Origin of the sequence: Pedococcus bigeumensis, assembly GCF_006438965.1 — a bacterium.
Classification (GTDB): domain Bacteria; phylum Actinomycetota; class Actinomycetes; order Actinomycetales; family Dermatophilaceae; genus Pedococcus; species Pedococcus bigeumensis_A.
Map to the genome: position 1 here is coordinate 207,711 of NZ_RCZM01000003.1, position 23,690 is coordinate 231,400.

At 71.5% G+C, this 23,690-nt stretch carries 22 protein-coding genes and 1 pseudogene; 15 read left to right on the plus strand and 8 right to left on the minus strand.

Annotated features, from left to right (window positions below; all coding sequences use genetic code 11):
• The first annotated feature begins 2 nt into the window (after positions 1-2).
• Positions 3-1,025 (plus strand): NAD(P)-dependent alcohol dehydrogenase, encoded by a 1,023-nt coding sequence (locus tag EAH86_RS09370; RefSeq protein WP_140739599.1) that lies wholly within the window; start codon positions 3-5, stop codon positions 1,023-1,025.
• A gap of 126 nt (positions 1,026-1,151) precedes the next feature.
• On the plus strand, positions 1,152-2,567 hold the full coding sequence (locus EAH86_RS09375; protein ID WP_140739602.1) for a xylulokinase: 1,416 nt from the start codon (positions 1,152-1,154) through the stop codon (positions 2,565-2,567).
• Positions 2,568-2,608: 41 nt separating this feature from the next.
• On the opposite strand, the gene EAH86_RS09380 is transcribed toward EAH86_RS09375, so the two are convergent.
• Complete coding sequence (locus tag EAH86_RS09380; protein WP_140739605.1) at positions 2,609-3,826, minus strand: MFS transporter; 1,218 nt, start codon at positions 3,824-3,826, stop codon at positions 2,609-2,611.
• Positions 3,827-3,947: 121 nt separating this feature from the next.
• Between EAH86_RS09380 and EAH86_RS09385 the strand changes: the two genes are divergently transcribed.
• On the plus strand, positions 3,948-4,403 hold the full coding sequence (locus EAH86_RS09385) for a MarR family winged helix-turn-helix transcriptional regulator (RefSeq protein ID WP_140739608.1): 456 nt from the start codon (positions 3,948-3,950) through the stop codon (positions 4,401-4,403).
• A gap of 38 nt (positions 4,404-4,441) precedes the next feature.
• Positions 4,442-4,930, plus strand: a complete 489-nt coding sequence (locus EAH86_RS09390; protein WP_140739611.1) for a cupin domain-containing protein — start codon at positions 4,442-4,444, stop codon at positions 4,928-4,930.
• Positions 4,931-4,937: 7 nt separating this feature from the next.
• On the opposite strand, the gene EAH86_RS09395 is transcribed toward EAH86_RS09390, so the two are convergent.
• The gene (locus EAH86_RS09395) at positions 4,938-6,461 is read right to left on the minus strand and encodes a PucR family transcriptional regulator (protein ID WP_140739615.1); all 1,524 of its coding nucleotides are present in this window, start codon (positions 6,459-6,461) and stop codon (positions 4,938-4,940) included.
• Between the two features lie 102 nt (positions 6,462-6,563).
• Here EAH86_RS09395 and EAH86_RS09400 point away from each other — a divergent pair, with 102 nt between their 5' ends.
• The 6 genes from EAH86_RS09400 (at position 6,564) to EAH86_RS09425 (ending at position 12,252) form a co-directional block, all read left to right on the plus strand.
• Positions 6,564-7,832 carry an NAD(P)/FAD-dependent oxidoreductase gene (locus EAH86_RS09400; protein ID WP_140739618.1) on the plus strand — a complete coding sequence of 423 codons (1,269 nt, stop codon included), beginning with the start codon at positions 6,564-6,566 and terminating at the stop codon, positions 7,830-7,832.
• A 163-nt stretch (positions 7,833-7,995) separates the two neighbouring features.
• On the plus strand, positions 7,996-8,295 hold the full coding sequence (locus EAH86_RS09405) for a metal-sensitive transcriptional regulator (protein WP_140739621.1): 300 nt from the start codon (positions 7,996-7,998) through the stop codon (positions 8,293-8,295).
• A 49-nt stretch (positions 8,296-8,344) separates the two neighbouring features.
• Positions 8,345-8,563: a heavy-metal-associated domain-containing protein gene (locus tag EAH86_RS09410; protein ID WP_140739624.1), complete on the plus strand. Its 219-nt coding sequence runs from the start codon at positions 8,345-8,347 to the stop codon at positions 8,561-8,563.
• A complete protein-coding gene (locus tag EAH86_RS09415; protein WP_140739627.1) occupies positions 8,560-9,528 on the plus strand; it encodes a hypothetical protein in 969 nt (322 codons plus the stop codon). Before EAH86_RS09410 ends, EAH86_RS09415 begins: the two co-directional genes overlap by 4 nt.
• Positions 9,518-11,803, plus strand: coding sequence for a heavy metal translocating P-type ATPase (locus EAH86_RS09420; protein ID WP_140739630.1), 2,286 nt, complete (start codon positions 9,518-9,520; stop codon positions 11,801-11,803). The genes EAH86_RS09415 and EAH86_RS09420 overlap by 11 nt, the downstream gene beginning before the upstream one ends.
• Before the next feature lie 83 nt (positions 11,804-11,886).
• Positions 11,887-12,252 (plus strand): hypothetical protein, encoded by a 366-nt coding sequence (locus tag EAH86_RS09425; RefSeq protein WP_206665792.1) that lies wholly within the window; start codon positions 11,887-11,889, stop codon positions 12,250-12,252.
• Between the two features lie 168 nt (positions 12,253-12,420).
• Here EAH86_RS09425 and EAH86_RS09430 read toward each other — a convergent pair whose 3' ends face one another.
• Together EAH86_RS09430 and EAH86_RS09435 are read right to left on the minus strand one after the other, a co-directional pair.
• The gene (locus EAH86_RS09430; RefSeq protein ID WP_140739633.1) at positions 12,421-13,533 is read right to left on the minus strand and encodes a lysylphosphatidylglycerol synthase transmembrane domain-containing protein; all 1,113 of its coding nucleotides are present in this window, start codon (positions 13,531-13,533) and stop codon (positions 12,421-12,423) included.
• 148 nt (positions 13,534-13,681) lie between these two features.
• Positions 13,682-14,041: a UBP-type zinc finger domain-containing protein gene (locus EAH86_RS09435; RefSeq protein WP_140739636.1), complete on the minus strand. Its 360-nt coding sequence runs from the start codon at positions 14,039-14,041 to the stop codon at positions 13,682-13,684.
• A 135-nt stretch (positions 14,042-14,176) separates the two neighbouring features.
• On the opposite strand from EAH86_RS09435, the gene EAH86_RS09440 reads away from it, so the two are divergent.
• Positions 14,177-14,674: a DUF427 domain-containing protein gene (locus EAH86_RS09440; RefSeq protein ID WP_140739639.1), complete on the plus strand. Its 498-nt coding sequence runs from the start codon at positions 14,177-14,179 to the stop codon at positions 14,672-14,674.
• Between the two features lie 31 nt (positions 14,675-14,705).
• Here EAH86_RS09440 and EAH86_RS09445 read toward each other — a convergent pair whose 3' ends face one another.
• Positions 14,706-15,656, minus strand: coding sequence for a hypothetical protein (locus EAH86_RS09445; RefSeq protein ID WP_140739642.1), 951 nt, complete (start codon positions 15,654-15,656; stop codon positions 14,706-14,708).
• Complete coding sequence (locus EAH86_RS09450; protein WP_241668303.1) at positions 15,649-16,569, minus strand: amidohydrolase family protein; 921 nt, start codon at positions 16,567-16,569, stop codon at positions 15,649-15,651. The genes EAH86_RS09445 and EAH86_RS09450 overlap by 8 nt, the downstream gene beginning before the upstream one ends.
• A gap of 90 nt (positions 16,570-16,659) precedes the next feature.
• Between EAH86_RS09450 and EAH86_RS09455 the strand changes: the two genes are divergently transcribed.
• The 4 genes from EAH86_RS09455 (at position 16,660) to EAH86_RS09470 (ending at position 21,548) form a co-directional block, all read left to right on the plus strand.
• Positions 16,660-17,130 carry a VOC family protein gene (locus EAH86_RS09455; protein WP_140739645.1) on the plus strand — a complete coding sequence of 157 codons (471 nt, stop codon included), beginning with the start codon at positions 16,660-16,662 and terminating at the stop codon, positions 17,128-17,130.
• Positions 17,131-17,304: 174 nt separating this feature from the next.
• Positions 17,305-18,786, plus strand: a complete 1,482-nt coding sequence (locus tag EAH86_RS09460; protein ID WP_140739648.1) for a DHA2 family efflux MFS transporter permease subunit — start codon at positions 17,305-17,307, stop codon at positions 18,784-18,786.
• Positions 18,787-18,788: 2 nt separating this feature from the next.
• The gene (locus EAH86_RS20535; protein WP_194150770.1) at positions 18,789-19,892 is read left to right on the plus strand and encodes a phosphotransferase; all 1,104 of its coding nucleotides are present in this window, start codon (positions 18,789-18,791) and stop codon (positions 19,890-19,892) included.
• A gap of 54 nt (positions 19,893-19,946) precedes the next feature.
• On the plus strand, positions 19,947-21,548 hold the full coding sequence (locus EAH86_RS09470; protein WP_140740748.1) for a glycoside hydrolase family 13 protein: 1,602 nt from the start codon (positions 19,947-19,949) through the stop codon (positions 21,546-21,548).
• Positions 21,549-21,660: 112 nt separating this feature from the next.
• Here the strand turns inward: EAH86_RS09470 and EAH86_RS09475 are convergent, their stop codons facing one another.
• Both EAH86_RS09475 and EAH86_RS20210 read right to left on the minus strand, forming a co-directional pair.
• Positions 21,661-22,092 (minus strand): VOC family protein, encoded by a 432-nt coding sequence (locus EAH86_RS09475; protein ID WP_140739651.1) that lies wholly within the window; start codon positions 22,090-22,092, stop codon positions 21,661-21,663.
• A pseudogene (locus EAH86_RS20210) lies at positions 22,007-23,583 on the minus strand (low temperature requirement protein A). The gene EAH86_RS09475 and the pseudogene EAH86_RS20210 overlap by 86 nt, the downstream one beginning before the upstream one ends.
• Positions 23,584-23,690: the final 107 nt, after the last annotated feature.

Genomic DNA, 23,690 nt, shown 5'->3' on the forward strand with positions numbered 1-23,690 from the left:
CCATGCGCGTCGCGGTGCTGAACAGCCCCGGAGACGTGGAGGTGGTCGAGCGGCCCACACCCACCCCTGCCGCCGACGAGGTCCTGGTCCGCGTGCTCGCTGTCGGCGTCTGCGGCTCCGACACGCACTACTTCGACCACGGTCGGATCGGCCGGTTCGTCGTGGAGTCCCCGTTGGTCCTCGGCCACGAGGCATCCGGTGTCATCGAGGCGGTCGGCGGCTCAGTGGACGACTCGAGGGTGGGACAGCGTGTCTCGATCGAGCCAGGCGTGCCGTGTCGCGCCTGCGAGCAGTGCCTCGCCGGTCGCTACAACCTCTGTCCCGACATGGTGTTCCACGCCACCCCACCGGTCGACGGCTCGTTGGCCGAGCTCGTCACGATCCACCACGCCTTCGCCCACCCGGTCCCCGACTCGGTGAGCGACGAGACCGCGGCGCTGCTCGAGCCGCTGTCCGTCGGGGTCTGGGCCTGCCGCAAGGGCGCCGTCGGACCCGGGTCGCGGGTCCTGGTCACCGGCGCCGGACCGATCGGCCTGGTCTGCATCCAGGTCGCGCGGGCGTGTGGCGCCAGCGAGATCGTCGTCGCCGACCTCAACGAGGCTCGGCTGGCCGTCGCCACCGAGCTCGGCGCGACCCGCACCATCACGTCGGGCGGCCAGAGCATCGCCGACGGGTATGCCGGCCGGTCGGCACCCGAGGTGCTCCTCGAGTGCTCGGGGCACCCGGGGGCGACGGTGGACGGCATCCGCGCACTCGCTCCGGCCGGGCGGGCCGTCCTCATCGGGATGGGCGGCGACGAGCTGCCCCTACCGCTGTCGGTGGTCCAGGAGCGCGAGCTCGTCGTCACTGGCACGTTCCGCTACGCCGGCACCTGGCCCGCAGCGATCGCGCTGGCCGCGTCGGGTCAGGTCGACCTGGAACGCCTCGTGACGGGACGGTTCGGGCTGGCCGACACCGCGGCAGCGCTGACCGCTGCCCGGGACACCCCCGGGGCGATCAAGTCCGTCATCACCCCTCAGAGCTGACCTGACACGAACGACACGGCATCAACTGACGCCGGACCGCCGACCGCACCGCGACGGACCCGCCGCCACCGACACCACCGACACCACCGACACCACCGACACGGCACCACAGACACGGAGGAACCCATGCCCGACGCCCCCCGCACCCTCGTCGCCGGGGTCGACTCGTCCACCCAGTCGACCAAGGTCGTGGTGTGTGACAGAGCGACCGGTGAGATCGTGCGCAGCGGTCGGGCGCCGCACCCCGACGGCACCGAGGTGCACCCGGACCGCTGGTGGGAGGCCTTCGGGGCCGCGACCACCGACGGGCTGCTCGACGGCGTGGCCGCGATCTCGGTCGGAGGCCAGCAGCACGGGATGGTCGCTCTCGACGAGTCGGGTGAGATCGTGCGCGACGCGCTCCTCTGGAACGACACCAGGTCGGCCCAGGCCTCCCGCGACCTCGTCGACGAGCTCGGGTCCGCCGCCTGGGTCGACCGCACCGGCTCGGTGCCGGTCCCCAGCTTCACCGTCACCAAGGTCCGCTGGCTGGCCGAGCACGAGCCGGAGAACGCTCAACGGGTCGCCCAGGTGGTCCTGCCCCACGACTGGCTGACCGGTCAGATCCTCAAGCAGGGCAACGCCTTCGAGCGACACGTCACGGACCGGGGTGACGCCTCGGGGACGGGCTACTTCTCCCCGGCGGACGGGACGTACCTGCCGGACATCCAGCGGCTCGCGTTCGGACGCGAGTTCGGGACGCCGCGGGTGCTCGGCCCTTCGGAGCCAGCCGGCAGCACCGACGGCGGCATGGTCGTGGGCCCCGGCACGGGTGACAACGCGGGGGCCGCCCTTGGCCTGGGTCTGCGGCACGGCGACGTGGTGGTGTCGCTGGGGACGAGCGGGGCCGTCTTTGCCGACCACTCGGTCCCGGTGAAGGACCCCAGTGGTGACGTGGCCGGCTTCGCCAGCGCATCCGGTGGGCACCTGCCGCTGATGTGCACGCTCAACGCCGCGCGGGTGCTGACCGCAGCGGCGCAGCTGCTGGGCACCGACCTGGCAGGGCTGGACCAGCTGGCGCTGGCCGCCGAACCCGGGGCGGGCGGCCTCACCCTGCTGCCCTACCTCGACGGGGAGCGCACGCCCAACCTGCCCGAGGCCACCGGCACGCTGGGCGGGATGACCCGGGCCAACACGACCCCGGAGAACCTCGCGCGGGCCGCCGTCGAGGGGATGCTGGCCAACCTCGTCGCCGGGGTGGACGACCTGCGCGACCTCGGCATCCCGGTCGACCGCGTGCTGCTCATCGGTGGCGCGTCGGCCTCAGCTGCCGTGCGGGCCGTGGCTCCCGGACTGTTCGGGGTGCCGGTGGCGATCCCGGAGCCGGGCGAGTACGTCGGACTCGGCGCCGCGAGGCAGGCGGCCTGGGTGCTCAGCGGCGAGCAGCAGCCACCGTCCTGGCCGGTCCGGATCGAGACGACCCTGGACCCACCGGCCGACGGCCGCGGCGCCGAGGTTCTGGCCCGCTACGCCGCCCTGCTCTCCGCCGTCCACCAGCACTGACTCCCCCCCGCTTCCCTGGAGTCTTTGAAGGATCTGCCACGTCAGGACGTGGCAGATCCTTCAAAGACTCGGTTGTCGAGAGGGTCGCTCGCCGTGACATCCGCGCTGCGCCGCACACGGCGGGCGAGGTAGTCGGCGACGAGCAGCCCGATCAGGGCCCCGAGGCTCAGGGCCGCACCGTCCCAGATGGTCGAGGCATAGCCGAGCCCGGCGCTGATGGTGAGGCCGCCCAGCCACGCGCCCGCGGCATTCCCGATGTTGAAGGCCGCGATGTTGGCGCCGCTGGCCAGCGTTGGTGCCGACCCGGCATACGTCATGATCCGCATCTGCAAGCCGGGGACGGTGGCGAACCCGAACCCGCCCATGAGCACCAGCGAGACGGCAGCCATCACCGGCGAGACGGCGGTCAGCGCGAAGACGGCCATCACGACGGTCAGCCCGGCGAGCACGATGGCCAGGGTCCGCGACACCGACCGGTCGGCCGCCTTGCCACCGACCCAGTTGCCGGCGAACAGGCCGAGCCCGAACAGGACAAGCAGCCACGGCACCGTCGACGTCGCGAAGCCGGACACCTCGGTGAGGGTGTAGGCGATGTACGTGAAGGCGCCGAACATCCCGCCGAAGCCCAGCACCGTCACCAGCAGCGACAACCAGACCTGACCGGTCCGGAAGGCACCGAGCTCACCACGCAGGCCCGCGTCGTCGCGCGAAACGGGTTGCGACGGAACGAGGGTCGCCATGCCGATGAGCGCCAGCACCCCGATCACCGTGATCGCCCAGAAGGTCGCGCGCCACCCGAGCTGCTGACCGAGCAGCGTGCCGAACGGCACGCCGAGCACATTGGCCGTCGTCAGCCCCGCGAACATCATCGCGATGGCGCCAGCCTTCTTCTCCGGGGCGACGAGGTTGCCCGCGACGACCGCGCCGATGCCGAAGAAGGCGCCGTGGGTGAGGGCAGCGAGGATCCGGCCGAGCAGCAGCACCTCGTAGGTGGGGGCGATCGCGGAGACGAGGTTGCCCGCGATGAACAGCACCATCAGTGCGGTGAGGACGTGCTTGCGGTTGAACCGGGTCACCGCCGCGGTCAGGCCGATCGCGCCGACGGCGACGCTCAGGGCGTAGCCCGAGATCAGCCAGCCCGCCGCCGCCTCGTTGACGCCGTAGTCGGCGGCCACCTCGGGGAGCAGTCCGGCGATGACGAACTCGGTGAGTCCGATCCCGAAGCCCCCGATGGCGAGGGCGAGGAGTGCGAGGGGCATGACGTGCCTTCCGAGGAGGTGGTGGTGCGGGCCGGCTGGTACGCCGCGCGTGCAACTACCAGCGCATGCAGCAAGTTAGTTGCAGGCGCGGCTTATTGCAAATGCGGGTTATAGTGGAGACATGGGAATCGCAGACGACGCCGTCGAGATCCGCGCCCAGGGGTGGCGCACCCTCGCCGCCCTGCACGGGTTGATCGAGTCAGCACTGGAGCGCGATCTCACCGGTGGGCACGACCTGTCGGTGGTGGAGTTCACCGTCCTCGATGCGCTGTCCCGCCAGGACGGCTGGCACATGCGGATGTCCCAGCTGGCCCGCGCAGCAGCCCTGTCCAACAGCGCGACCACGCGGTTGGTCAACCGCCTCGAGGACCGCAAGCTGATCAAGCGCATCCTGTGCGCCGACGACCGCCGCGGCATCTACACCGAGCTCACCCCGGCCGGCGTCAAGCTGCTTGACGCGGCCCGGCCGACCCACGACCGGGTGCTCGAGCAGGTCATCCGCCAGGCCGAGGAGACGCCCGAGCTGGCGCCCCTCGTCGACGCGCTGCACCGCCTGCCTGCAGCCGTCGCGGTCTGAGGCTGCTGCCCCTCCCGGATCCGGGCAGGATGGGCGACATGAGCTATCCACCGCCCATCTACGACGGCACGACCGGTGCGGTCAGCGCCACCATCCGGCTCAGCGCTGCCGAGCCAGATGTGGTCTACCCCAACGGGAACCGGGTCCACTACCTGTCGACCGGCGAGTCGACGGGTCGGCTCTTCGGCCTCTACCGCTGGGAGTTCGCCGGACCACCCAGCGGTCCGGACTCGCACTTCCACAAGACGATGGCCGAGTCGTTCTACATCCTGTCCGGCGAGGTGAGCATCTTCGACGGGGCGCGGTGGAACGTCACCCGGCCGGGCGACTACGCACACGTCCCACCCGGTGGGCTGCACGGCTTCCGCAACGAGTCCGGCGCCGCCTCGATGCTGCTGCACTTCGCACCCGGCGCTCCGCGCGAGGCCTACTTCGAGGGGTTGGCCCGAGCCGCGGCCGGGGAGACGATGACCGATCAGGAGCGCGCGGAGTTCATGCGCTACCACGACAACTACTGGGTGGACTGACCCGAGGCTACTGGCCCGACTGACCCCGCTCCGCCGCGATCTGGAGACGGATGGCCAGCCGCACCATCGGGTCGTCGAGGTCGAGTCCGGCGAGGTCGGCGATGCGCGCCATCCGGTAGCGCATCGTGTTGGGGTGCACGTGGATCGAGCGCGCCGCGCGCGTCGGTGCGCCGGGGTGGTCCAGCCAGGCAGCGAGCGTCCTCAGGTGGTCGCTGTGGTGCGCCGCGTCGTGGTCGCGCAGCACGGCGAGCGGCCCCAACGGGTCTCCGACCAGCGTGCTGGCTGCCCGCGCCACGGTCACCTCCGCCCACACCTCCTCGTGCGACGCGACCGGACTGCCTTGCCCCACCACGCGATCGGTCTCCTGCGCCTCACCTCGCGAGCGCTCCAGCTCCCCCGGTCCGTAGGCCGGGCGGCCGGCGCGAGCGGTCAGCGCCACGGCCTCGTCGCGCGCCTGGGCGACGACGGAGCTCAGCCAGCCCCACGTGCCCGGTGACCCGTCGTCACTGTCGCGCACCACGGCATACCCGCGGCCGTCGAGGTCGGCGAGCAGCGGCTGGTTCCACGCGTGGCGTCGGCAGACTGACTCCCACAGGTCGAGGAGGCGGACCGAGTCGCCTTCGCCGCCCAGCGCGACGACTCGCCACGGGCCGGGCGGCAGCCAGTCCTCAGCGCCCGCGACGTTGCCGGACAGGACACCGCGGAGCCGGTCGGCAGCCACGCGTCGGGACAGGTCAGCCTGGGCTCTTAGGCGCAGCAGGTGCAGGGCGACGACCGACGAGGTCTGGACCAGCTCGCCGACGAGCGCCGCGGGCGGGCGCTCCTCGACCACGGCCCAGATGGAGCCCAGCCACTCGCCACCGGCGCGCACCGGGATGACCAGGCGGGGCTTGGTTCCGCCCGACGCGGGGACGAACACGGGCTCGGCCGAGCGGGCCAGCCGTCGGAACACCCCCTGCGCGCGCAGCGTCGCCAGCACCTCGTCGGGCACCCGACGGCCGACGATCGTCGAGACGCGGGCGGGGTCGGCGAGGTCCTGGCGAGAGGAGTAGGCAAGCACCCGCGACTGGGCGTCCTCGATGGTCACCGGGGCGTCGACAAGTGCGGCTGCGGCGTCGGCAAGCGCGAACAGGTCGTCCTGGACGGGCGCGTCGTCCCGCCTGCCCGGGCCAACCGCGGCCCGGTCGATGACGCCCCTCAGCAGCCAGACGAGGTGCGCCCAGGACGCCTGTTCGGCGAGCTCGACCAGGGCCACGTCCGAGCGGCGGGCCCGGTCCCGGACGGTGCGTCGTCGGGCGATGCTGCGCCTCAGCACGACTCCGCCGGCTCCTGCCGTGGCGGCCCGCCGCACAAGGTCGGCGGCGGCCTCGGCCGACTCGACCCCGACTCCGAGGACGAGGTCCCCGGGCTGGCCCACGATGCCTTGGCCCGGTTCGGCGATGGTGAGGTCGTCGACCTCGGCACCCTCGTGCTCCACCCCGAGGGTGAGCAGGCCACCGAGGGTGGCTACGAGGTCGGTGACGGCGAGCACCCGCCCAGCATCGCGCGGATTGTGCTCTACGCACAAGTGAATGGCACTGCTTCGTGCTGGGGCGACAAGGCGGCACACCCGCTCCGCTGCCACGCTCGATGCATGGCTCCCATCACCGCAGCAGGTCTTCCCGTCCCCCAGCGCGTCGCCGTCGTTGGCGCCGGCATGGTCGGTCTGTCCACCGCCTGGTTCCTCCAGGAGCACGGCGTGGAGGTGACCGTCCTCGACCGCGAGGGTGTCGCCGCGGGTTCGTCGTGGGGCAACGCCGGATGGCTGACGCCGGGCATCGCGACGCCGCTGCCGGAGCCCGCAGTCCTCAAGTACGGCCTGCGCGCCGTGCTGTCGCCGACCTCGCCGGTCTACGTGCCGCCGAGCGCCGACCCCAAGTTCCTCAAGTTCGTCACCGGCTTCACCCGCAACTCGACGATGAAGGCCTGGAAGAAGGCCATGGGTTCGCTGGTGCCAGTCAACGACCTGTCGCTGGAGAGCTTCGACCTGCTGAAGGCCGGCGGCGTCCAGGCGGACACCCGCGAGGCCAAGTCGTTCCTCGCGTCGTACCGCACCGAGGCCGAGCGCGTCACGCTGCTCGAGGAGATCGAGCACATCCACGCTGCCGGCCAGGACATCGAGTTCGACGCACTCACCGGTGACCAGGCCCGCGCGATCGAGCCCAGCCTGTCCGACGAGATCGGCGCGGCCATCCTGCTCAAGGGGCAGCGCTTCATCGACCCCGGCACCTACGTGCACGCCCTCGCCGACTCGGTGAAGGCGCGCGGCGGCAAGATCATGGACGCATCGACCGTCGCCGACATCCGCGACACCGGGGCCGGCGTGGTCGTCACCACCGCCGAGGGCTCGGTCGAGGAGTTCGACGCCGCGGTCCTCGCGACCGGCGCCTGGCTCGGCAAGCTGGCTCGCCAGTTCGGCGTGAAGAACGTCGTCCAGGCCGGCCGCGGCTACTCCTTCTCCGTCGCCATCGACCACGTCCCCAACGGCCCGGTCTACTTCCCGGCGCAGCGCGTTGCCTGCACGCCGATCGGTGACCGCCTCCGCGTCGCCGGGATGATGGAGTTCCGCAAGCCCGAGGCCGCGCTCGACCAGCGTCGCATCCAGGCCATCGCTGAGGCCGCTCGCCCGCTGCTGCGCGGCGCCGACCTCGACAACCGCCAGGACGAGTGGGTCGGTTCGCGCCCCTGCACCGTCGACGGACTGCCGCTCATCGGTGCCACCAAGAGCCCGCGGGTCTTCGCCGCGGGTGGCCACGGCATGTGGGGCATCACCCTCGGCCCGGTCACCGGTCGCCTCCTCGCCGAGACGATGGTCACCGGCAAGCAGGTCGAGCAGCTCAAGCCGTTCGACCCGATGCGCTGACGCCACCGACCCGGCTGACCCTGGTCTAGCACCTCGCAGCACCCCCACTTCTGGCCACTGAGCCGGCATACCGACGGGTTTCCCGCCGGCCGCGCCGCACCAGTGGCCAGAAGTCGTTGGTGCGTGGGGTTGACTTGATACCATAGGGGGGTATGGTTTGAGTATGAGCGAGACCGAGACGCACCACGGCTACCACGACCAGAAGAGCAGCCACCTCAAGCGGTTGCGCCGCATCGAGGGCCAGGTCCGCGGCCTGCAGCGGATGGTCGAGGAGGACAAGTACTGCATCGACATCCTCACCCAGGTGTCCGCCGCCACCAAGGCGCTGCAGTCGTTCTCGCTGGAGCTGCTGGAGGAGCACCTCGAGCACTGCGTCGTCGACGCCGCACGCAAGGGCGGCCCCGAGGCGCAGGAGAAGGTCCGCGAGGCCTCCGACGCGATCGCCCGGCTCGTCCGGTCCTGACCACCCCGCCACTCCCAGAACCCAACCCCCTCCCACCAGGAGCACCCCAATGAGCACCCAGAACTTCTCCGTCGACGGCATGACCTGTGGCCACTGTGCGAGCGCAGTGACCCAGGAGCTCAAGGCCCTCGATGGCGTCACCAGCGTCTCCGTCGACCTCGTGGCCGACGGGACCTCCGCCGTGACCGTCGAGGCCGAGCGCGAGCTCACCCCGGCCGAGGTGGCTGCCGCCCTCGACGAGGCGGGCGACTACAGCCTGGTGCCGTGAACGCCGCGGCCAGGACGGCCCTGTTCGGCGCCGGCGTCGCCGTCGCCTTCGGAGCCGCCTTCGGTGTCGGCCGCGCCGCAGACCTGGGTATGCCGGGTGCCCAGCGGCCCGCGGGCGTCACCGCCGAGGGCGGCATGGCCGGTCACGATGGCGCGGCCGCCGCTCACGACGCCCCCGATGGCGCAGCGACCGGCCACGGCAGCCAAACCGAAGAGGCAGCTGCCGACGCGCTGCCCGGCGGCCTGCAGGTCGCCCAGGACGGCTACCGCCTGGTGCTCGACCACCCGCTCAGCCCGCCCGCTGACGACGCGGCCCTGACCTTCCGCATCATCGGACCGGACAACCAGCCGCTACGCAGCTACACCACGACCCACGACAAGGACCTGCACCTCATCCTGGCGCGACGCGACCTCGGCCGGTACGCCCACCTGCACCCGACGCTGGGCGCCGATGGCACCTGGTCGGTCCTGACCACCCTGCCGCCGGGGAGCTGGCGCGTCTTCGCCGACTTCGACCCGGCGGGTGCTGTAGGACCGATGACGCTGGGTGCCGACCTGCTCGTGTCCGGGACGGTGGACCCCCAGCCCCTTCCTGCCCCGGCCGCGACGGCCGAGGTCGACGGCTACACGGTCGCGCTCAAGGGCACCCTGACCCCGGGCACCGACTCCCAGCTCACCCTGTCCGTGAGCCGTGCTGGACGTCCGGTGACGGGCCTACAGCCCTACCTCGCGGCATACGGGCACCTCGTGGCGTTGCGCCAGGGCGACCTGGCCTACCTGCACGTGCACCCCGACGGGGAGCCCGGCGACGGACGCACCAGGCCCGGCCCGGACATCGTCTTCCACACCACTGCGCCGAGCGCCGGCAGCTACCGGCTGTTCCTCGACTTCAAGCACGGCGACGTCGTGCGGACCGCCGCGTTCACCGTCACCGCCGGTAAGGAGGCACCGCCCCATGGCCACTGAGACCCGGCCCGCGACCGGTGCCGACATCGGCAGCTCGGCGCCGACCAGCGCGGTCGAGCTCGTCATCGGCGGGATGACGTGCGCGTCCTGCGCGACCCGGATCGAGAAGAAGCTCAACAAGATCGACGGCGTCACCGCGACGGTCAACTACGCCACCGAGAAGGCCAAGGTGACGTTCCCCGATGGCGTCACCACCGACGAGCTCCTGCAGACCGTCGAGCGCACCGGCTACACGGCGAGCCTCCCCGCCGTCGAGTCCGCCACCCGTTCCGGTGCAGACAACGCCGACGACCCGACCGCGATGCTGCGCCACCGGCTGCTGGTCTCGGTCGCACTGGCCGTTCCGGTCGTCGCGATGGCGATGGTCCCGGCCTGGCAGTTCCGTAACTGGCAGTGGGCCTCGCTGGCTCTCGCGGGCCCGGTCGTCGTCTGGGGCGGCTGGCAGTTCCACCGCGCGGCCTGGACCAACCTGCGGCACGGGCAGTCGACGATGGACACCCTGATCTCGGTCGGGACGCTGGCCGCGTTCGGCTGGTCGGTCTACGCGCTGTTCTTCGGCACGGCAGGGGTCCCCGGCATGACCCACCCGTTCCGGTTCACCCTCGAGCGCTCCGACGGCGCCGGCAACATCTACCTCGAAGCCGCCGCGGGCGTCACCGCGTTCCTCCTGGCCGGTCGCTACGCCGAGGCGCGCGCCAAGCGAACGTCGGGCGCTGCCCTTCGGGCCCTGCTGGAGATGGGTGCCAAGGACGTCGCGGTGCTACGCGGCGGAGGGGACACGGCCCGCGAGGAGCGCATCCCGGTGGAGCAGCTCGTCGTGGGGATGCGCTTCGTCGTGCGCCCCGGCGAGAAGGTCGCGACCGACGGCACCATCGAGCAGGGCACCTCCGCGGTCGACGCCTCGATGGTCACCGGCGAGTCCGTACCGGTCGAGGTCGGGCCGGGCGATGCCATCGTTGGCGCCACCGTCAACGCCGGCGGACGCCTCGTGGTGCGCGCCACCAGGGTCGGCGCCGACACCCAGCTCGCCCAGATGGCCAGACTCGTCGAGGACGCCCAGAACGGCAAGGCCGACGTCCAGCGCCTCGCCGACCGCGTCTCCGGGATCTTCGTCCCCGTCGTCATCGTGCTCGCCGCCGCAACCCTCGGCTTCTGGGTGGGCACCGGCGCCGGCTGGACCGCCGCCTTCACGGCAGCGGTGGCCGTTCTCATCATCGCCTGCCCGTGCGCCCTCGGGCTGGCCACGCCGACCGCCCTGATGGTCGGCACCGGACGCGGCGCCCAGCTCGGGCTGCTCATCCGCGGTCCCGAGGTCCTGGAGTCCACCCGTCGCGTCGACACCGTCGTGCTCGACAAGACCGGAACGGTGACCACGGGTCGGATGACCGTGACCGAGGTCGTGCCGGCCGACGGCTCGGACACGGCGGAGGTGTTGCGACTGGCCGGCGCCCTCGAGGACGCCTCCGAGCACCCGGTCGCCCGCGCCATCGCCACCGCCGCGCGCGAAGCGGGGACGCTACCGGCCGTCGAGGGGTTCGCCAACAGCGAGGGCCTCGGCGTCCAGGGCACCGTCGACGGCCACGCCGTGGTGGTGGGCCGCCCGCGCTTGCTCGCCGACTGGTCGGTGCCGGTCCCCGACCAGCTCGCGTATGCCGTGACCTCGGCCCAGCAGCGCGGCGCCACCGCCGTCGTGGTCGCCTGGGACGGGGTGGCCCGTGGGGTGATCGCCGTGGCGGACACGGTCAAGGACAGCTCGGCGGAGGCAATCCGGGAGCTGCGTTCGCTGGGACTGCACCCCATCCTGCTGACCGGCGACAACGAGGACGCCGCCCGGGAGATCGCTGCTCAGGTGGGCATCGACGAGGTCATCGCCGACGTGCTGCCGCAGGAGAAGGTGGACGTCGTGAAACGCCTTCAGGCACAGGGCAAGACCGTCGCCATGGTCGGTGACGGGGTCAACGACGCGGCGGCCCTCGCCCAGGCCGACCTCGGTCTGGCGATGGGCACCGGGAGCGACGTCGCCATCGAGGCGAGCGACCTGACCCTGGTCCGGGGTGACCTGCGAGCGGCGCCCGACGCGATCCGGCTGGCCCGGCGCACGCTGGGCATCATCAAGGGCAACCTGTTCTGGGCCTTCGCCTACAACATCGCCGCCATCCCACTTGCCGCTCTCGGCCTGCTCAGCCCGATGATCGCGGGCGGCGCGATGGCCCTGTCGTCGGTGTTCGTCGTGACCAACAGCCTGCGGCTGCGCGGCTTCCAGTCCACCCACTGACGAGTCTTTGAAGGATCCGCCACGTCCTGACGTGGCGGATCCTTCAAAGAAACTCGGTTGGTGGTGGGTGGCAGGATCGGGGCGTGTCCACCGACCTGCGAGCCGTGCTGCAGTCCGCCCTCCTGCCCGCGATGCGCGCCGGCGACAAGGACACGGTTGCCGTCGTGCGTTCGGCCCTGGCTGCCATCGCGAATGCCGAGGCGGTACCGGCCCCCTCCACCCCCCCGGCCGAGGATGGGCCAGTCGCCGGAGCCGCGATCGGCGTCGGCTCCACGGAGGCCCCTCGTCGCGAGCTGACGGCCGACGAGGTGCGCGAGGTCGTGGAGCACGAGCGGCAGGACCGCGTCCAGGCTGCGGAGGAGTCGGAAGCGGGCGGCCTCGGCGAGTATGCCGCTCGGCTGCGTACCCAGGCCGCCATCCTCGGGTTCCTCATCGAGCGGACCGGCTGACCGGCCCGTCCGCCCAGGCCATGAGGGCCATGAGGGCCTTCACGTCCCGATCGGCGCCCGACCCTTGAGCAAGGTCTGTGCACAGATCCGGGTCACGCTGCGCTCAGACCTGGTCTCTGCGCACCCTCCCCAGCCTCTGTGCACAGAGGTTGGGGAGGGTGCCGCGGATCAGAGGGTGGCGATCGCCGGGCGGCGGCGCAGCGACCAGGCCAGCATCGACAGCCCACCCACCGGGATCTCCATGCCGAAGATGAACGCCCGGTAGAGGAGCACCCCCGCGGCCGCGACGGCCGGCTCGCCGTGGAAGGCCACCAGCACCCCGGTCATGCCGAGCTCGACGATCCCCGTGGCGCCCGGCGTGATCGCCACCATCGTCAGGATCCGCTCGATCGCGAAGGCCGCGGCGACCACGGCCGGGTGCACCTCGGCGCCCACCATCCGCAGGCAGGCCCAGAGCAGCACCGCCTGCAACGCGGCATACCCGAGCTTGGCGCCGACCATCCGGCCCCAGCCGGCGGCCACCAGCCCGGCACTCTCGCGACGGAACGACGCCGCCCGCTCGGCATACCCCTCGTCGGCGACGGGCAGGAACCGCACCCGCGCGACCACCCGGTCGGCGCACCGACCCAGCCAGCGGACGGCGCGGTCGTCGCGGGCTACCAGCCATACCGCAGCGACGCTGCCGGTGAGCAGGCCGAGGCCGACGTATGCCGCGGTGCTGACGCTGCTGGACACCTCCACCCCCGCGACGCCGAGCCAGCACAACGCCAGCCCGGGCAGCACGAACTTGAGCAACGTGTCGAAGAGGTTGGTCAGGACGGCCCAGCGCGCGAACGCGGGTGACTCGAAGCCCCAGGACCGGGCCATCCGCCAGTTCGCCACCGTGCCGGCGGCGCCGCCGAGGGGCAGCAGGTTGGAAACGAACGAGCCGGTGAGGTTGAGCAGGAGAGCCCGGCGGTGCGACAGCCCGGGGAGGGCGGCAGTCAGGGCTGGCGTGTGCACCCACAACCCGGCGAGCCAGAGGACCGTGAGGACGGTCAGCTGACCGAGCGACAGGCCCTTGAGTGCGGTGGCGATGTCGGCCCACTCAGCGCCGGCGACCTTGGGTAGGGCGAGGGCCACGATGCCGGTCGCGAGCGCTCCGGACACGAGCAGCTTGGCGGCCCTCCGCCCGCCGCGCCCGCCCCCCGGCGGGCGGCGGGCGACCCGCACCCGCGCGGTCACCGGCCGCAGCGGTGCGGTCAGTGCCGTCGGCGGGAACAGTGCGGTGTGCAGGGCCATGACGGCACGGTCCCGCGTAAGCAGGGTCCGCCACATCGGGGAAGATACCCAGATCCACCCTCCGATCTGACTAGTCACCTCAGGGTCAACCCTGAGCCGACAGCGAGGACCTCGGCGGCCTTCGTGGGCGCGGGTCGCCCGGCAGCCGCTAGTGGATGTGCTGCTGCCAGTCCGCCGGCACGGCGCCCGCCGGACCGGGTGTCGGCTGGTCAACCGGATGGTGCAACGGCTCGGCCAGCTGCGGGCCGAGGAACCCCTGCTCCTGGCCGTAGTCCCAGAACCAGTCCTCCCCCGGCTCGAAGCTGCGGACCACCGGGTGCCCCGTCTCCTCGTAGTGTCGCGTCGCGTGCTGGCGCGGCGAGGAGTCGCAGCACCCGATGTGGCCGCACTGGGCGCACCGTCGCAGGTGCACCCACCACCCTTGCGCCGCAAGGCATTCCACGCAGCCGGTGCCGCTCGGCTGGATCGCGACGTCGATGCCCGGTCGTTCTCCGTGTGGCTGGGTCATGACCCGAATCTAGGCGTCACTGCCTGACACGGCCAGCGTTCGGGCCCACGCGGCCGGGCGCCTCAGGCGGTCGGCCCGGACTGACGTCGCTGCGGCGCGGTGCCGCACAGACAGGACGGGGCATAGCGTGGAGGCATGCCTCGACCCGCACCCGACCCCGCTGCGCCCGGCCAGGAGTCGGTCTGGGCCTACCCACGACCGCCTCGGCTCGAGGCCAGCTCGGAGTCGGTCGAGGTGTGGCTCGGTGGGGTCCGGATCGCGCAGACGACCGCGTCATGGCGGGTGATGGAGACCAGCCACCCGCCGACCTACTACCTGCCGCGCGACGCCTTCGTCGACGGTGCGCTGCGCCCCGCGGAGGGTTCGTCGTGGTGCGAGTGGAAGGGCCACGCGGCCTACCTCGACCTCGTGGGAGGCGGGGTGGTCGCTCACCGCGCGGGGTGGTTCTACGCCCGGCCCACGCCAGGCTTCACCGCGATCACCGACGCCGTGGCGGTGATGCCGGGTCAGGTGGACCGGTGCGTCGTGGACGGTGAGGTGGTCCGTGCCCAGGCAGGCGGCTTCTACGGCGGGTGGATCACCGATCGGGTGGTCGGCCCGTTCAAGGGTGGCCCCGGCACACAGGGTTGGTGAGGCGCCGGTTTCGTCCGTGGCCGGCGCGGCGTCAGTCGCGTCCGCGCGCGTCGTCCAGCGCTGCCTGAGCGGTATGTCGGGTGGCCTCGGCCTGCTTGCGCGCCCGGACTGCGTCGGTGACCGCCCCGAGCGCGCGTTCGTCGGCCTCGCGCGCCTTGGCCAGCTGGCGCTCGACGACGGCCATCCGCTCCCGGGTGTCCTCGGCCCGCTGGCGTGCCGCGTCGACCCCAGCCTGCGCGGCCGCGAGTGCCTTCTCGGCCCCGGCCAGCGCCTCCTCGAGGTCCTCCGCGGACGGCGCCTCGTCGCTCTCACCGTCGTCGCCGTGGTGGCCGTGGCGCCCGCCCACCGAGCCGTCATCGGGGTCAGTGTCAGCCGTGCCTGCACCGGCGCCCGAGCCACGCCCGCGCCCTCCCGGCAGGATGATCAGGATGGCGCCGCCCGTCGTGCGGGCCACCGCCTCGTCGAGGTCGACCTCGCCGAACCCGCTGTAGGACAACGCCCGGGTGAGCTGGCCCGATGTCACCGCCGCAGACGCACGCTCGTCGGCAAGGGCAGCGATCGCCGTCGCGCGGACGTCCTGCTGGGCGGCGGCGCTGAGGGTGCGGCCCGCGTCGCTGACCGTCGCGACCGCGGCTCGGACGAACGCGTCCACCGCGGCGTCACGCTCGCCACGCATGGCGCTCAGGGCTGAGGTCTCGAGACGTGACTGCGCGGACCTCATCTGCGCTCCGAGGTCGGTGAGTGCCTCCACCACGTCAGGCGCGGAGCGCGCCGTCAGGTTGACGGCCCACGCTGCCAGGCTGGGCTTGCGCAGCTTGCCGATCTCGCCGGCGGACCCGTCGCCCGCAGCCTTCGCCTCGGCGACCAGCGCGGACCGCACGGCCATGAATGCGTCGGGTGCCGCGGCATACAGGCTCTGCATGGCTGTGGCGAGGGCGTCGGCGCCGACGCCCTCGGTGGTCTCGGGCGACTGGTCAGGCATCGTCTGCCTCCAAACCGAGGAGGCGGGCGCCGTTGTGCCACAACACCTTCCGCATCCATTCGTCCCCGAGGTCGAGGCGGTGCAACGCCTCCACCTGGTGGGCGTAGGGGTAGGGGATGTTCGGGAAGTCGGTGCCGAGCACCACGCGATCACCCAGGCCGGCAAGGCGTTCGACGTAGGCGGGGGTCAACGGCGCGAACGCGTTGCTGAAGTCGGTCCCCGCCATCGTCGTGTCAAGGTGCACGCGCGGGAAGGTCTGCGCCAGGTCCGCGAAGGCGTCGTACTCGTCCATGCCCAGGTGCGCGATGACCAGGGTCAGCTCCGGGTGGCGCTCTAGGACGGCGGCGACCGCCTTCGGTCCGGTGTAGGCGCCCTCCTTCGGTGCCGAGCCGGCGTGCAGCACCACGGGGGCGCCGGCCCGTTCGAGGGCGGCCCAGGCCGGGTCCAGCACGGGATCGTTCGGGTCGTAGCCACCCACCTGGACGTGCATCTTGAACAGCCGGGCACCGGACTCCAGCGACCGTTCCACCTGCTCGCCGACGCCGGGCTCGGGGAAGAGGGTCGCGCAGTGGACCGCACCGTCCACACGGGCAGCGAACTCGGTGCACCAGTCGTTGAGCCACCGCGCCATGCCTGGCTTGTGCGGGTACGCGAGCGCGGGGATGGCGCGCACGCCGAGAGCGCGCAGGGTCGCCAGCCTGGTCGCCTCGTCGTCGCGGTAGTGGATCGGCCACGGCTGGCCGTAGTGGTCGGCGGCGTCGTCGAAGTAGGCCCACACCTTGGCCAGCACCGGCTCGGGCAGGAAGTGGATGTGGATGTCGGCCAGACCGGGCAACCCGAGCGCCTGCCAGTAGGCCGGGACGTCCGCGTCGGCACGGGGTGCGGTGAGCAGCGACGGAGGTGACGGGGTCACGGTGGCGACGCTACGGCATACCGACCGATGATTTTGGGGGCCGTGGGTGGTCAAAACCTTCACCAGCCACCCACCTGCGAGGAGCGTGCCATGCCACGTCAGTACGTCTGCCTGTGGTTCGACCACCAGGCCCAGGACGCCGCGGAGTTCTACACGTCGGTGTTTCCCCACTCCACGATCGGCACGATCGCCCGCTATCCCGAGGGCAGCGGCGACCGCGCCGGCGAGGTGCTCACGGTGGGATTCGAGCTCGACGGGGTGCCCTACGTCGCGCTGAACGGCGGTCCGCAGTTCACCTTCGACGAGGCCATCTCGATCACCATCGACTGCAAGGACCAGGCCGAGATCGACCACTACTGGGACGCCCTCACCGCCGATGGCGGCGAGGAGGGTCCGTGTGGCTGGCTCAAGGACCGGTTCGGCCTCTCGTGGCAGGTCGTCCCGGAGAACTGGGACGAGATCGCCAGCGGTGACGGAGACCGGGCCGCAAAGGTGTTCGGCGCGATGATGACCATGAAGAAGCTCGACATCGCGGCCCTCGAAGCAGCCGGAAACAGCTGACCAAGGCCCCCACCTGCGGCGATGTCGGCGCCCGACCAGGACCTGGAAAAGGGTGTGTCGGCTGTCGGTCACCAGGTCTAGGCTTTTCCACGGGCGCTACGCAACGTCGCGGGGAAGCGCTCCCTCCAACCATTCCCGAGAGGACTCCCAGTGTCTGCACCTGCCACGACACCCATGGAATACCCAGAGAAGATCGACGCTGCTGTCCTCAAGGTGGCGGGCGTCGTGGTCCTCGGGGCGATCATGTCGATCCTCGACATCACCGTCGTCAATGTCGCGCTGCGCACCTTCCAGACGGTCTTCGCCGATGGCGGGCAGCCGCTCGCCTACTCCAGCGTCGCCTGGACCGTGACCGGCTACACCCTGGCCCTGGCCACGGTGATCCCGCTGTCCGGCTGGGCCGCCGACCGGTTCGGCACCAAGCGCCTCTACATGCTGGCGATCCTGTTGTTCACCCTGGGCTCGGTGCTGTGCGCCTCGGCCACCTCGATCGAGATGTTGATCGCCTTCCGCGTGCTTCAGGGTCTCGGCGGCGGCATGCTCATGCCGCTCGGCATGACCATCATGACCCGTGCAGCCGGCCCTGCCCGGATGGGTCGGCTGATGGCCATCCTCGGTGTGCCCATGCTGCTCGGCCCGATCTTCGGCCCGATCCTCGGCGGCTGGCTGATCGACCACTTCAGCTGGCACTACATCTTCCTCATCAACGCGCCGATCGGTCTGGTCGCCCTCGTCTACGCGTATTTCGCCCTGGAGAAGGACAACCCGCAACCCTCCGAGTCCTTCGACTTCGTCGGCATGCTGATGATGAGCCCCGGCCTGGCGCTGTTCCTCTACGGCGTCTCGTCCATCCCGGGCGAGGGCGGTATCGGCCACGCCAAGGTGCTGCTGCCGGGCATCGGTGGTCTGGCCCTGATGGCGGCCTTCGTGGTCTACAGCTTCCGGCCCAAGCACCCGCTGCTCGACCTGCGACTGTTCAGGAACCGCAACCTCACGGTCTCGGTCCTGACCATGTTCATCTTCGCCGCGGCCTTCTTCGGTGGCCTGCTGCTGATCCCCCAGTTCCTCCAGCAGGTTCAGGGTGAGACGCCGCTCAACGCCGGCTGGCTCGTCGCACCGCAGGGTCTCGGCGCAATGCTGACCATGCCGATCGCCGGCGCGCTCACCGACCGCATGCCGGTCGGGCGGATCGTGCCGTTCGGGCTCCTGCTCATCATCGGCGGCATGTTCACGCTGACCCAGATCCAGGCCGACTCCTCGCACTGGGGTTTCCTGATCCCCGTGCTCTTCGTGATGGGGCTCGGCATGGGCGCCACGATGATGCCGATCATGACGTCCGCGCTGAAGACGCTCACCCACCACGAGGTGGCGCGCGGGTCGACGCTGCTCAACATCAGCCAGCAGATCGCGAGCTCCGTCGGTGTCGCGCTCTTCTCGGTCGTCCTCACCAACGCGCTCAAGGACAACCCGCCCGCCAGTGCCCAGCCCGCCGCTGTCGCGAACGCCGCGGCTGACGCATTCGCGCACACGTTCTGGTGGGCGGCGATCCTCGTCACGCTGACGCTGGTCCCGGCGTACTTCCTGCCGCGCAAGCGTGAGGCCTCGCACCTGCTCGACGAGGGATCGGAGGCGGCCCCGGCCGCGTTCATCCACTGACCGTGGAGCTCCTCCGTCGGGTCCGTGAGGGCTTCGGCATCCCGCTCATCGGCGTCCGACCCACCGGGTTGGGCGCCGATGCGCGTGCGTCGCTCTGGCGCGGCGTCACGGCCGACGGCAGCACGTATGCCGTGAAGACCAGCTCGGCGGTGCAGCCCGGTCTCGCGGTGGCGGACTTCCTGGCGCGCCGAGGCGTGGCCGGCGTTCCGGCACCGTTGCACACGCTGTCCGGCGGTCTCACCGTTGACCACGATGGCGGCATGGTCAGTATGGCGCCCTGGATCGAAGGGCCGCGTGCCATCGACGTGGGTCTGGACCAGCAGCAGTGGCGCGCGTTCGGAGCGGTGCTCGGCGCCGTCCACGCGACGGCCCCGGCAGAACCGCTGCTGGGTGCTGGGGCACTGCTCCCCGTCGATCGGCACGACCCGGCCCCGGAAGTCGCGCGGGCGCGGGCGTTCCCCGAACGGCTGGCGCGAGCCGGGGCTGCCGCGCCGGACGACGCCGTCATCGGTGAGCTGGCGGCCCTGTGGGCGCGGTGGGGTGGGGACGTGCTGGCGGTGGCCGAGCTGGCCGAGGGGTCAACGCACTCCAGTGCCTGGTCCGGTGTCGAGGGCGTGATCTGCCATGCCGATCCGCACCACGGCAACCTGCTGCTCGGCGACGGCGGCAGGGGCGACGGCGGCGGGGGCGGCGGGGGCGGCGGCGGGGGCGACGGCGGCAGGGGCGACGGCGGCGGGGGCGGCGGGGGCGGGGTGTGGCTGGTCGACTGGGATGACGCGATCCTCGCGCCGCGCGAAGCCGACCTCATCTTCGTCGTCGGCGGCGTCTACTCCTTCGCGCCGATCACGGCCGCCGAGGAGCGGTCGTTCTTCGACGGCTACACGCCGGCCTCGGGCGGCGTGACCCGCTCCGACCTCGACACCGACCGGCTGACCTACTACCGCAGCGTCCGGGCCCTGACCGACTTCCTCGACTTCGCCGACGACGCCGTCGACCCCCGGCGCGGCGCGCTTGAGCGGGCCGACGCCCTGCGCATCGCCGGCGGTGCCCTGTCGCCCGCGGGCATCGTCGCCCTGACCCTGTCGGAAGCTGCTGCGGGGCACTAGGTTCGGCCTGTGGCCGATGACCCGCAGGCGCCCCCCTGGTGGCGCTCCGCCGTGATGTACCAGGTGTATCCGCGCAGCTTTGCGGACGGGAACGGCGACGGCGAGGGCGACCTCCCCGGCCTCCGCGCCAAGCTCCCCTACCTCGCCGACCTCGGTGTCGACGGCCTGTGGATCTCGCCGTGGTTTCCCTCGCCGATGGCAGACGGGGGCTACGACGTCAGCGACTTCCGCGGCATACACCCGATGTTCGGCACTCTCGAGGACGCCGACGCGGTCCTGCGCGAAGCCCGCGCGCTCGGCCTGCGCGTGATCATCGACCTCGTCCCCAACCACACGTCCGACCAGCACCCGTGGTTCCTCGCGGCGCTCGCCTCGGTCCCTGGATCACCCGAGCGGGCGCGCTACTTCTTCCGGGACGGTCAGGGCGAGTCCGGCGAGCAGCCGCCCAACAACTGGATCAGCGCGTTCGGGGGGCCGGCCTGGACGCGGGTCACCGATGCCGACGGGAGCCCGGGGCAGTGGTACCTGCACCTGTTCGCCCCCGAGCAGCCGGACCTCGACTGGAGCAACGAGGCGGTGCTCGACGACTTCGACGAGGTGCTGCGGTTCTGGTTCGACCGTGGGGTCGACGGGCTTCGGATCGACGCCGCCCCCGCCATGTCCAAGAAGGCGGCCCTGCCGGACGCCGACTACGGCGGGGTGCTGCAGTTCCGCACCGTCGACTGGGACGACAACCCGCACTGGGACGTCGACACGGTGCACGACATCTTCCGTCGGTGGCGGGCCATCGCCGAAACCTACGACGGTGACCGCGTGTTCGTCGCCGAGGCCGTCGTCAGCTCGCCAGAGCGGCTGGCTCACTACCTGCGCCCCGACGAGATGCACACCGCCTTCAACTTTCCCTACCTCAAGGGGCCGTGGGAGGCCGGACCGCTGCGCGAGGTCATCGACGACACGCTGTCGTCGTTCGCACCGATCGGGGTGCCGTCGACCTGGGTGCTGACCAGCCACGACGAGATCCGCCCGGTCACGCGATATGGCCGCACCACGACGAGCTCCCACTTCATCTCCGACGGCGCCGGCGAGGTCTCCGACCTTGCCCTCGGCACGCGCCGGGCCCGGGCCGCGGCGATGCTGATGCTCGCCCTGCCGGGCGGCGCCTACGTCTACCAGGGCGAGGAGCTCGGGCTGCCCAACGTCGACGACCTGCCCGACGAGGTGCTCCAGGACCCGATGTTCTTGCGCAGCGCCGGCGAGATGCGGGGCCGCGACGGGTGCAGGGTGCCCTTGCCGTGGAGCGGGCAGGCGCCGCCGTTCGGCTTCTCGCCCGACGGCGTCACGCCGTGGCTCCCCCAGCCGGCGTCGTGGCGGGACCTCACCGTGGAGGCGCAGGAGGGCGACCCCTCCTCGATGCTGGCGCTCTACCGAGAGGCGTTGCGGCTTCGCCGCGCGACCGAGGGCCTGTATGCCGCCGGGCTGGCCTGGCGCGACTCCCCAGAGGGCGTCCTCGACTTCGACCGCGGCGAGGCGCTCCGCTGTGTGGCCAACCTGTCAGGTGGACCGGTCCCGGTGCCGGCTTACCGCGTCGTGCTGTCCAGCATCCCGCTCGAAGGCGGACTGCTGCCCCCCGATGCGACCGCCTGGCTGCGCCCCTAGCCAAGACCCATGCACTCCTGGCCACCCATGCTCCACCGGCACCCGATCTGGGCACACCCGTGCCACACCAGTGGCCAGAAGTGCGGGCCGAGCAGCGGCAGACCTCACGACGTCAGGAGGTGGCCGCTCCCTCGCCAGGTGCACCGGCGATGTTGACCATCCAGCCGATCCCGAACTGGTCGACGCACATGCCGAACTCGTCGCCCCACATCTGCTTCTCCAGCGGGACGGCGACGGTGCCGCCGGACGACAGCCTGTCCCAGTAGCCGCGCAGCTCGTCGCCGTCATCGCCGGAGAGGCTGACCGCGATGTTGGTGCCGGGGTTGTGATCCATGCCGGGAGGGGTGTCGGCGGCCATGATCCGGAAGCCGGAAGGGGTCTCGAGGTTGCCGTGCATGATGCCATCGGCACCCGGCTGGCTGGGGTCGCCGAACTCCCCGAAGGTGCTGATCGTGAGCTCACCACCGAAGGTCTCCTGGTAGTACTCCAGCGCCTGGCGGGCGTTGTCCCTGAACGAGATGTAGGGGTTGAGGATGCTGGCCATCGGGGTCTCCTTGGGTGCGCAACGGGTGGGTGTCTCGCAGACTAAACCCCGGCGGTGTCAGCGTCAGGTGGCAATCTTCGGGGCCGCCGCTGTCGCCCGACGCGACCGGCCACCGGCGACCGGCGACCCGGGCATACAGGATCAACCACGCGATCAGCGCGAACATCAGGGCGACGACCCGCGCGTTGGACAGGTGCGAACCCCAGGCCGCGAGCGCCAGCGGGGCGAGGGTGCAGGGCACACCCCACCCGAGCAACCATCGCAGCGGCGCCCCGCCGGTCACGCCGCTGATCGTCATCACGAGGAAGTGCAGCGACAGGCCGGAGCACATGATCCACCGCAGGGCCGTCCCGATGTGGTGCTCCGGCTCGGCCGCCATCTTCCCGAAGCCCGCCGCCAGCGCGAGCACACCCGTGGTCGTGAGCAGGTGCATCGGCAACCCGAACCTGGGTTGCAGCAACGCCATCCGCGTGTGCGGCGCCCCGCCGAACCCGTAGCTGAAGGTGAGCCACCACAGACCCACGAGGACGATGAAGGCCGCCACGGCGACCCCGACGAAGTCACGACCCCACTCACGCGTGGACGCGGCAAAGACGAGCTGGCTGACCACCTCGCCGAGCACGATGATGACGAACAGGCCCAGCCGCTCCTGGAGGTGGTCCGGGTCGACGTCGACGACCGAGACCTGGACCGGGTCTGCCTTGGCCCGGGCGCGCTGTTCGGCGCCCTGTCGACCGCCACCCCGACGAGTCGACTCCTGGTCGAACCGTTCCTGGATCCGGGCCAGGCGTTCGTCGTCGATCGAGTTGCCCCGGAGGAGTAGGAGGCCCAGGTCGAGACCGAGACCCAGCGCCCACAGGACGTACTCCACGGGGTGTCGACCCAGATGGCCACGATCCACGGCAGAGTGGCGCCACCGAACTGCAGCAGCGGCCAGCCCTGCAGGATCCGACCGGTCCGGATCGAGCTCTGCGAGGTCACCACCCGGAGCACGACGAAGGCGATCGCGAACGCGTTGGCTCGCTGCTCGAAGTGGATCGGTGCGGTGGCCGCCATGACGGCGACGAGGAACATGCCGACGAGGATGGTCCGGGTGCGAGTGGCAGACCCCGCGACGTTGGCATAGAGGACGACCTGCACCCAGCTGAACCAGATCCCGACATAGAGGAGGGCGAACAGCCCGACGCCGGCCCAGGCGGGCTCCTCGCGCAGCCCCTCGGTGAGCACCGCCACTGCTGCGACGACGACCAGGTCGAAGAACAGCTCGAGCCATTCGATCGTCGAGGTCGCCTCGTGGCCGGAGCCTGCCGCGGCTGTCGCGTCCCCAACATCCCCCGCGCCCCGCGCGTCGCCCTCCTGCTGCGCCATGCGACCACCGTAGCCAGAGGGCAGCCGGCGATGCGGGGCCGCGCGACAACCGCTTGGACCTCTGCCGCACCTCATCCAAATGACGGAGGACACCCCTGAACGGCAGAGGACAATCGAGAACATGGCTTCGGGGAGCCCACCACCTGCCACCCGTCCCACCAGGTGTCAACCAGAGGCATTCGCACCAGTCGTCGACCGGGCGAGAGGCGGCTCCCTGACCGGAGGCCGAG

What these genes read in the sequence shown, in the direction of transcription:
- EAH86_RS09370 (WP_140739599.1), top strand. Translation starts at nt 3, where the DNA reads ATGCGCGTCGCGGTGCTGAACAGCCCCGGAGACGTGGAGGTGGTCGAG.
- EAH86_RS09375 (WP_140739602.1), top strand. Translation starts at nt 1,152, where the DNA reads ATGCCCGACGCCCCCCGCACCCTCGTCGCCGGGGTCGACTCGTCCACC.
- EAH86_RS09380 (WP_140739605.1), bottom strand. Translation starts at nt 3,826, where the DNA reads ATGCCCCTCGCACTCCTCGCCCTCGCCATCGGGGGCTTCGGGATCGGA.
- EAH86_RS09385 (WP_140739608.1), top strand. Translation starts at nt 3,948, where the DNA reads ATGGGAATCGCAGACGACGCCGTCGAGATCCGCGCCCAGGGGTGGCGC.
- EAH86_RS09390 (WP_140739611.1), top strand. Translation starts at nt 4,442, where the DNA reads ATGAGCTATCCACCGCCCATCTACGACGGCACGACCGGTGCGGTCAGC.
- EAH86_RS09400 (WP_140739618.1), top strand. Translation starts at nt 6,564, where the DNA reads ATGGCTCCCATCACCGCAGCAGGTCTTCCCGTCCCCCAGCGCGTCGCC.
- EAH86_RS09405 (WP_140739621.1), top strand. Translation starts at nt 7,996, where the DNA reads ATGAGCGAGACCGAGACGCACCACGGCTACCACGACCAGAAGAGCAGC.
- EAH86_RS09410 (WP_140739624.1), top strand. Translation starts at nt 8,345, where the DNA reads ATGAGCACCCAGAACTTCTCCGTCGACGGCATGACCTGTGGCCACTGT.
- EAH86_RS09420 (WP_140739630.1), top strand. Translation starts at nt 9,518, where the DNA reads ATGGCCACTGAGACCCGGCCCGCGACCGGTGCCGACATCGGCAGCTCG.
- EAH86_RS09430 (WP_140739633.1), bottom strand. Translation starts at nt 13,533, where the DNA reads ATGGCCCTGCACACCGCACTGTTCCCGCCGACGGCACTGACCGCACCG.
- EAH86_RS09435 (WP_140739636.1), bottom strand. Translation starts at nt 14,041, where the DNA reads ATGACCCAGCCACACGGAGAACGACCGGGCATCGACGTCGCGATCCAG.
- EAH86_RS09440 (WP_140739639.1), top strand. Translation starts at nt 14,177, where the DNA reads ATGCCTCGACCCGCACCCGACCCCGCTGCGCCCGGCCAGGAGTCGGTC.
- EAH86_RS09445 (WP_140739642.1), bottom strand. Translation starts at nt 15,656, where the DNA reads ATGCCTGACCAGTCGCCCGAGACCACCGAGGGCGTCGGCGCCGACGCC.
- EAH86_RS09455 (WP_140739645.1), top strand. Translation starts at nt 16,660, where the DNA reads ATGCCACGTCAGTACGTCTGCCTGTGGTTCGACCACCAGGCCCAGGAC.
- EAH86_RS09460 (WP_140739648.1), top strand. Translation starts at nt 17,305, where the DNA reads ATGGAATACCCAGAGAAGATCGACGCTGCTGTCCTCAAGGTGGCGGGC.
- EAH86_RS09470 (WP_140740748.1), top strand. Translation starts at nt 19,947, where the DNA reads ATGTACCAGGTGTATCCGCGCAGCTTTGCGGACGGGAACGGCGACGGC.
- EAH86_RS09475 (WP_140739651.1), bottom strand. Translation starts at nt 22,092, where the DNA reads ATGGCCAGCATCCTCAACCCCTACATCTCGTTCAGGGACAACGCCCGC.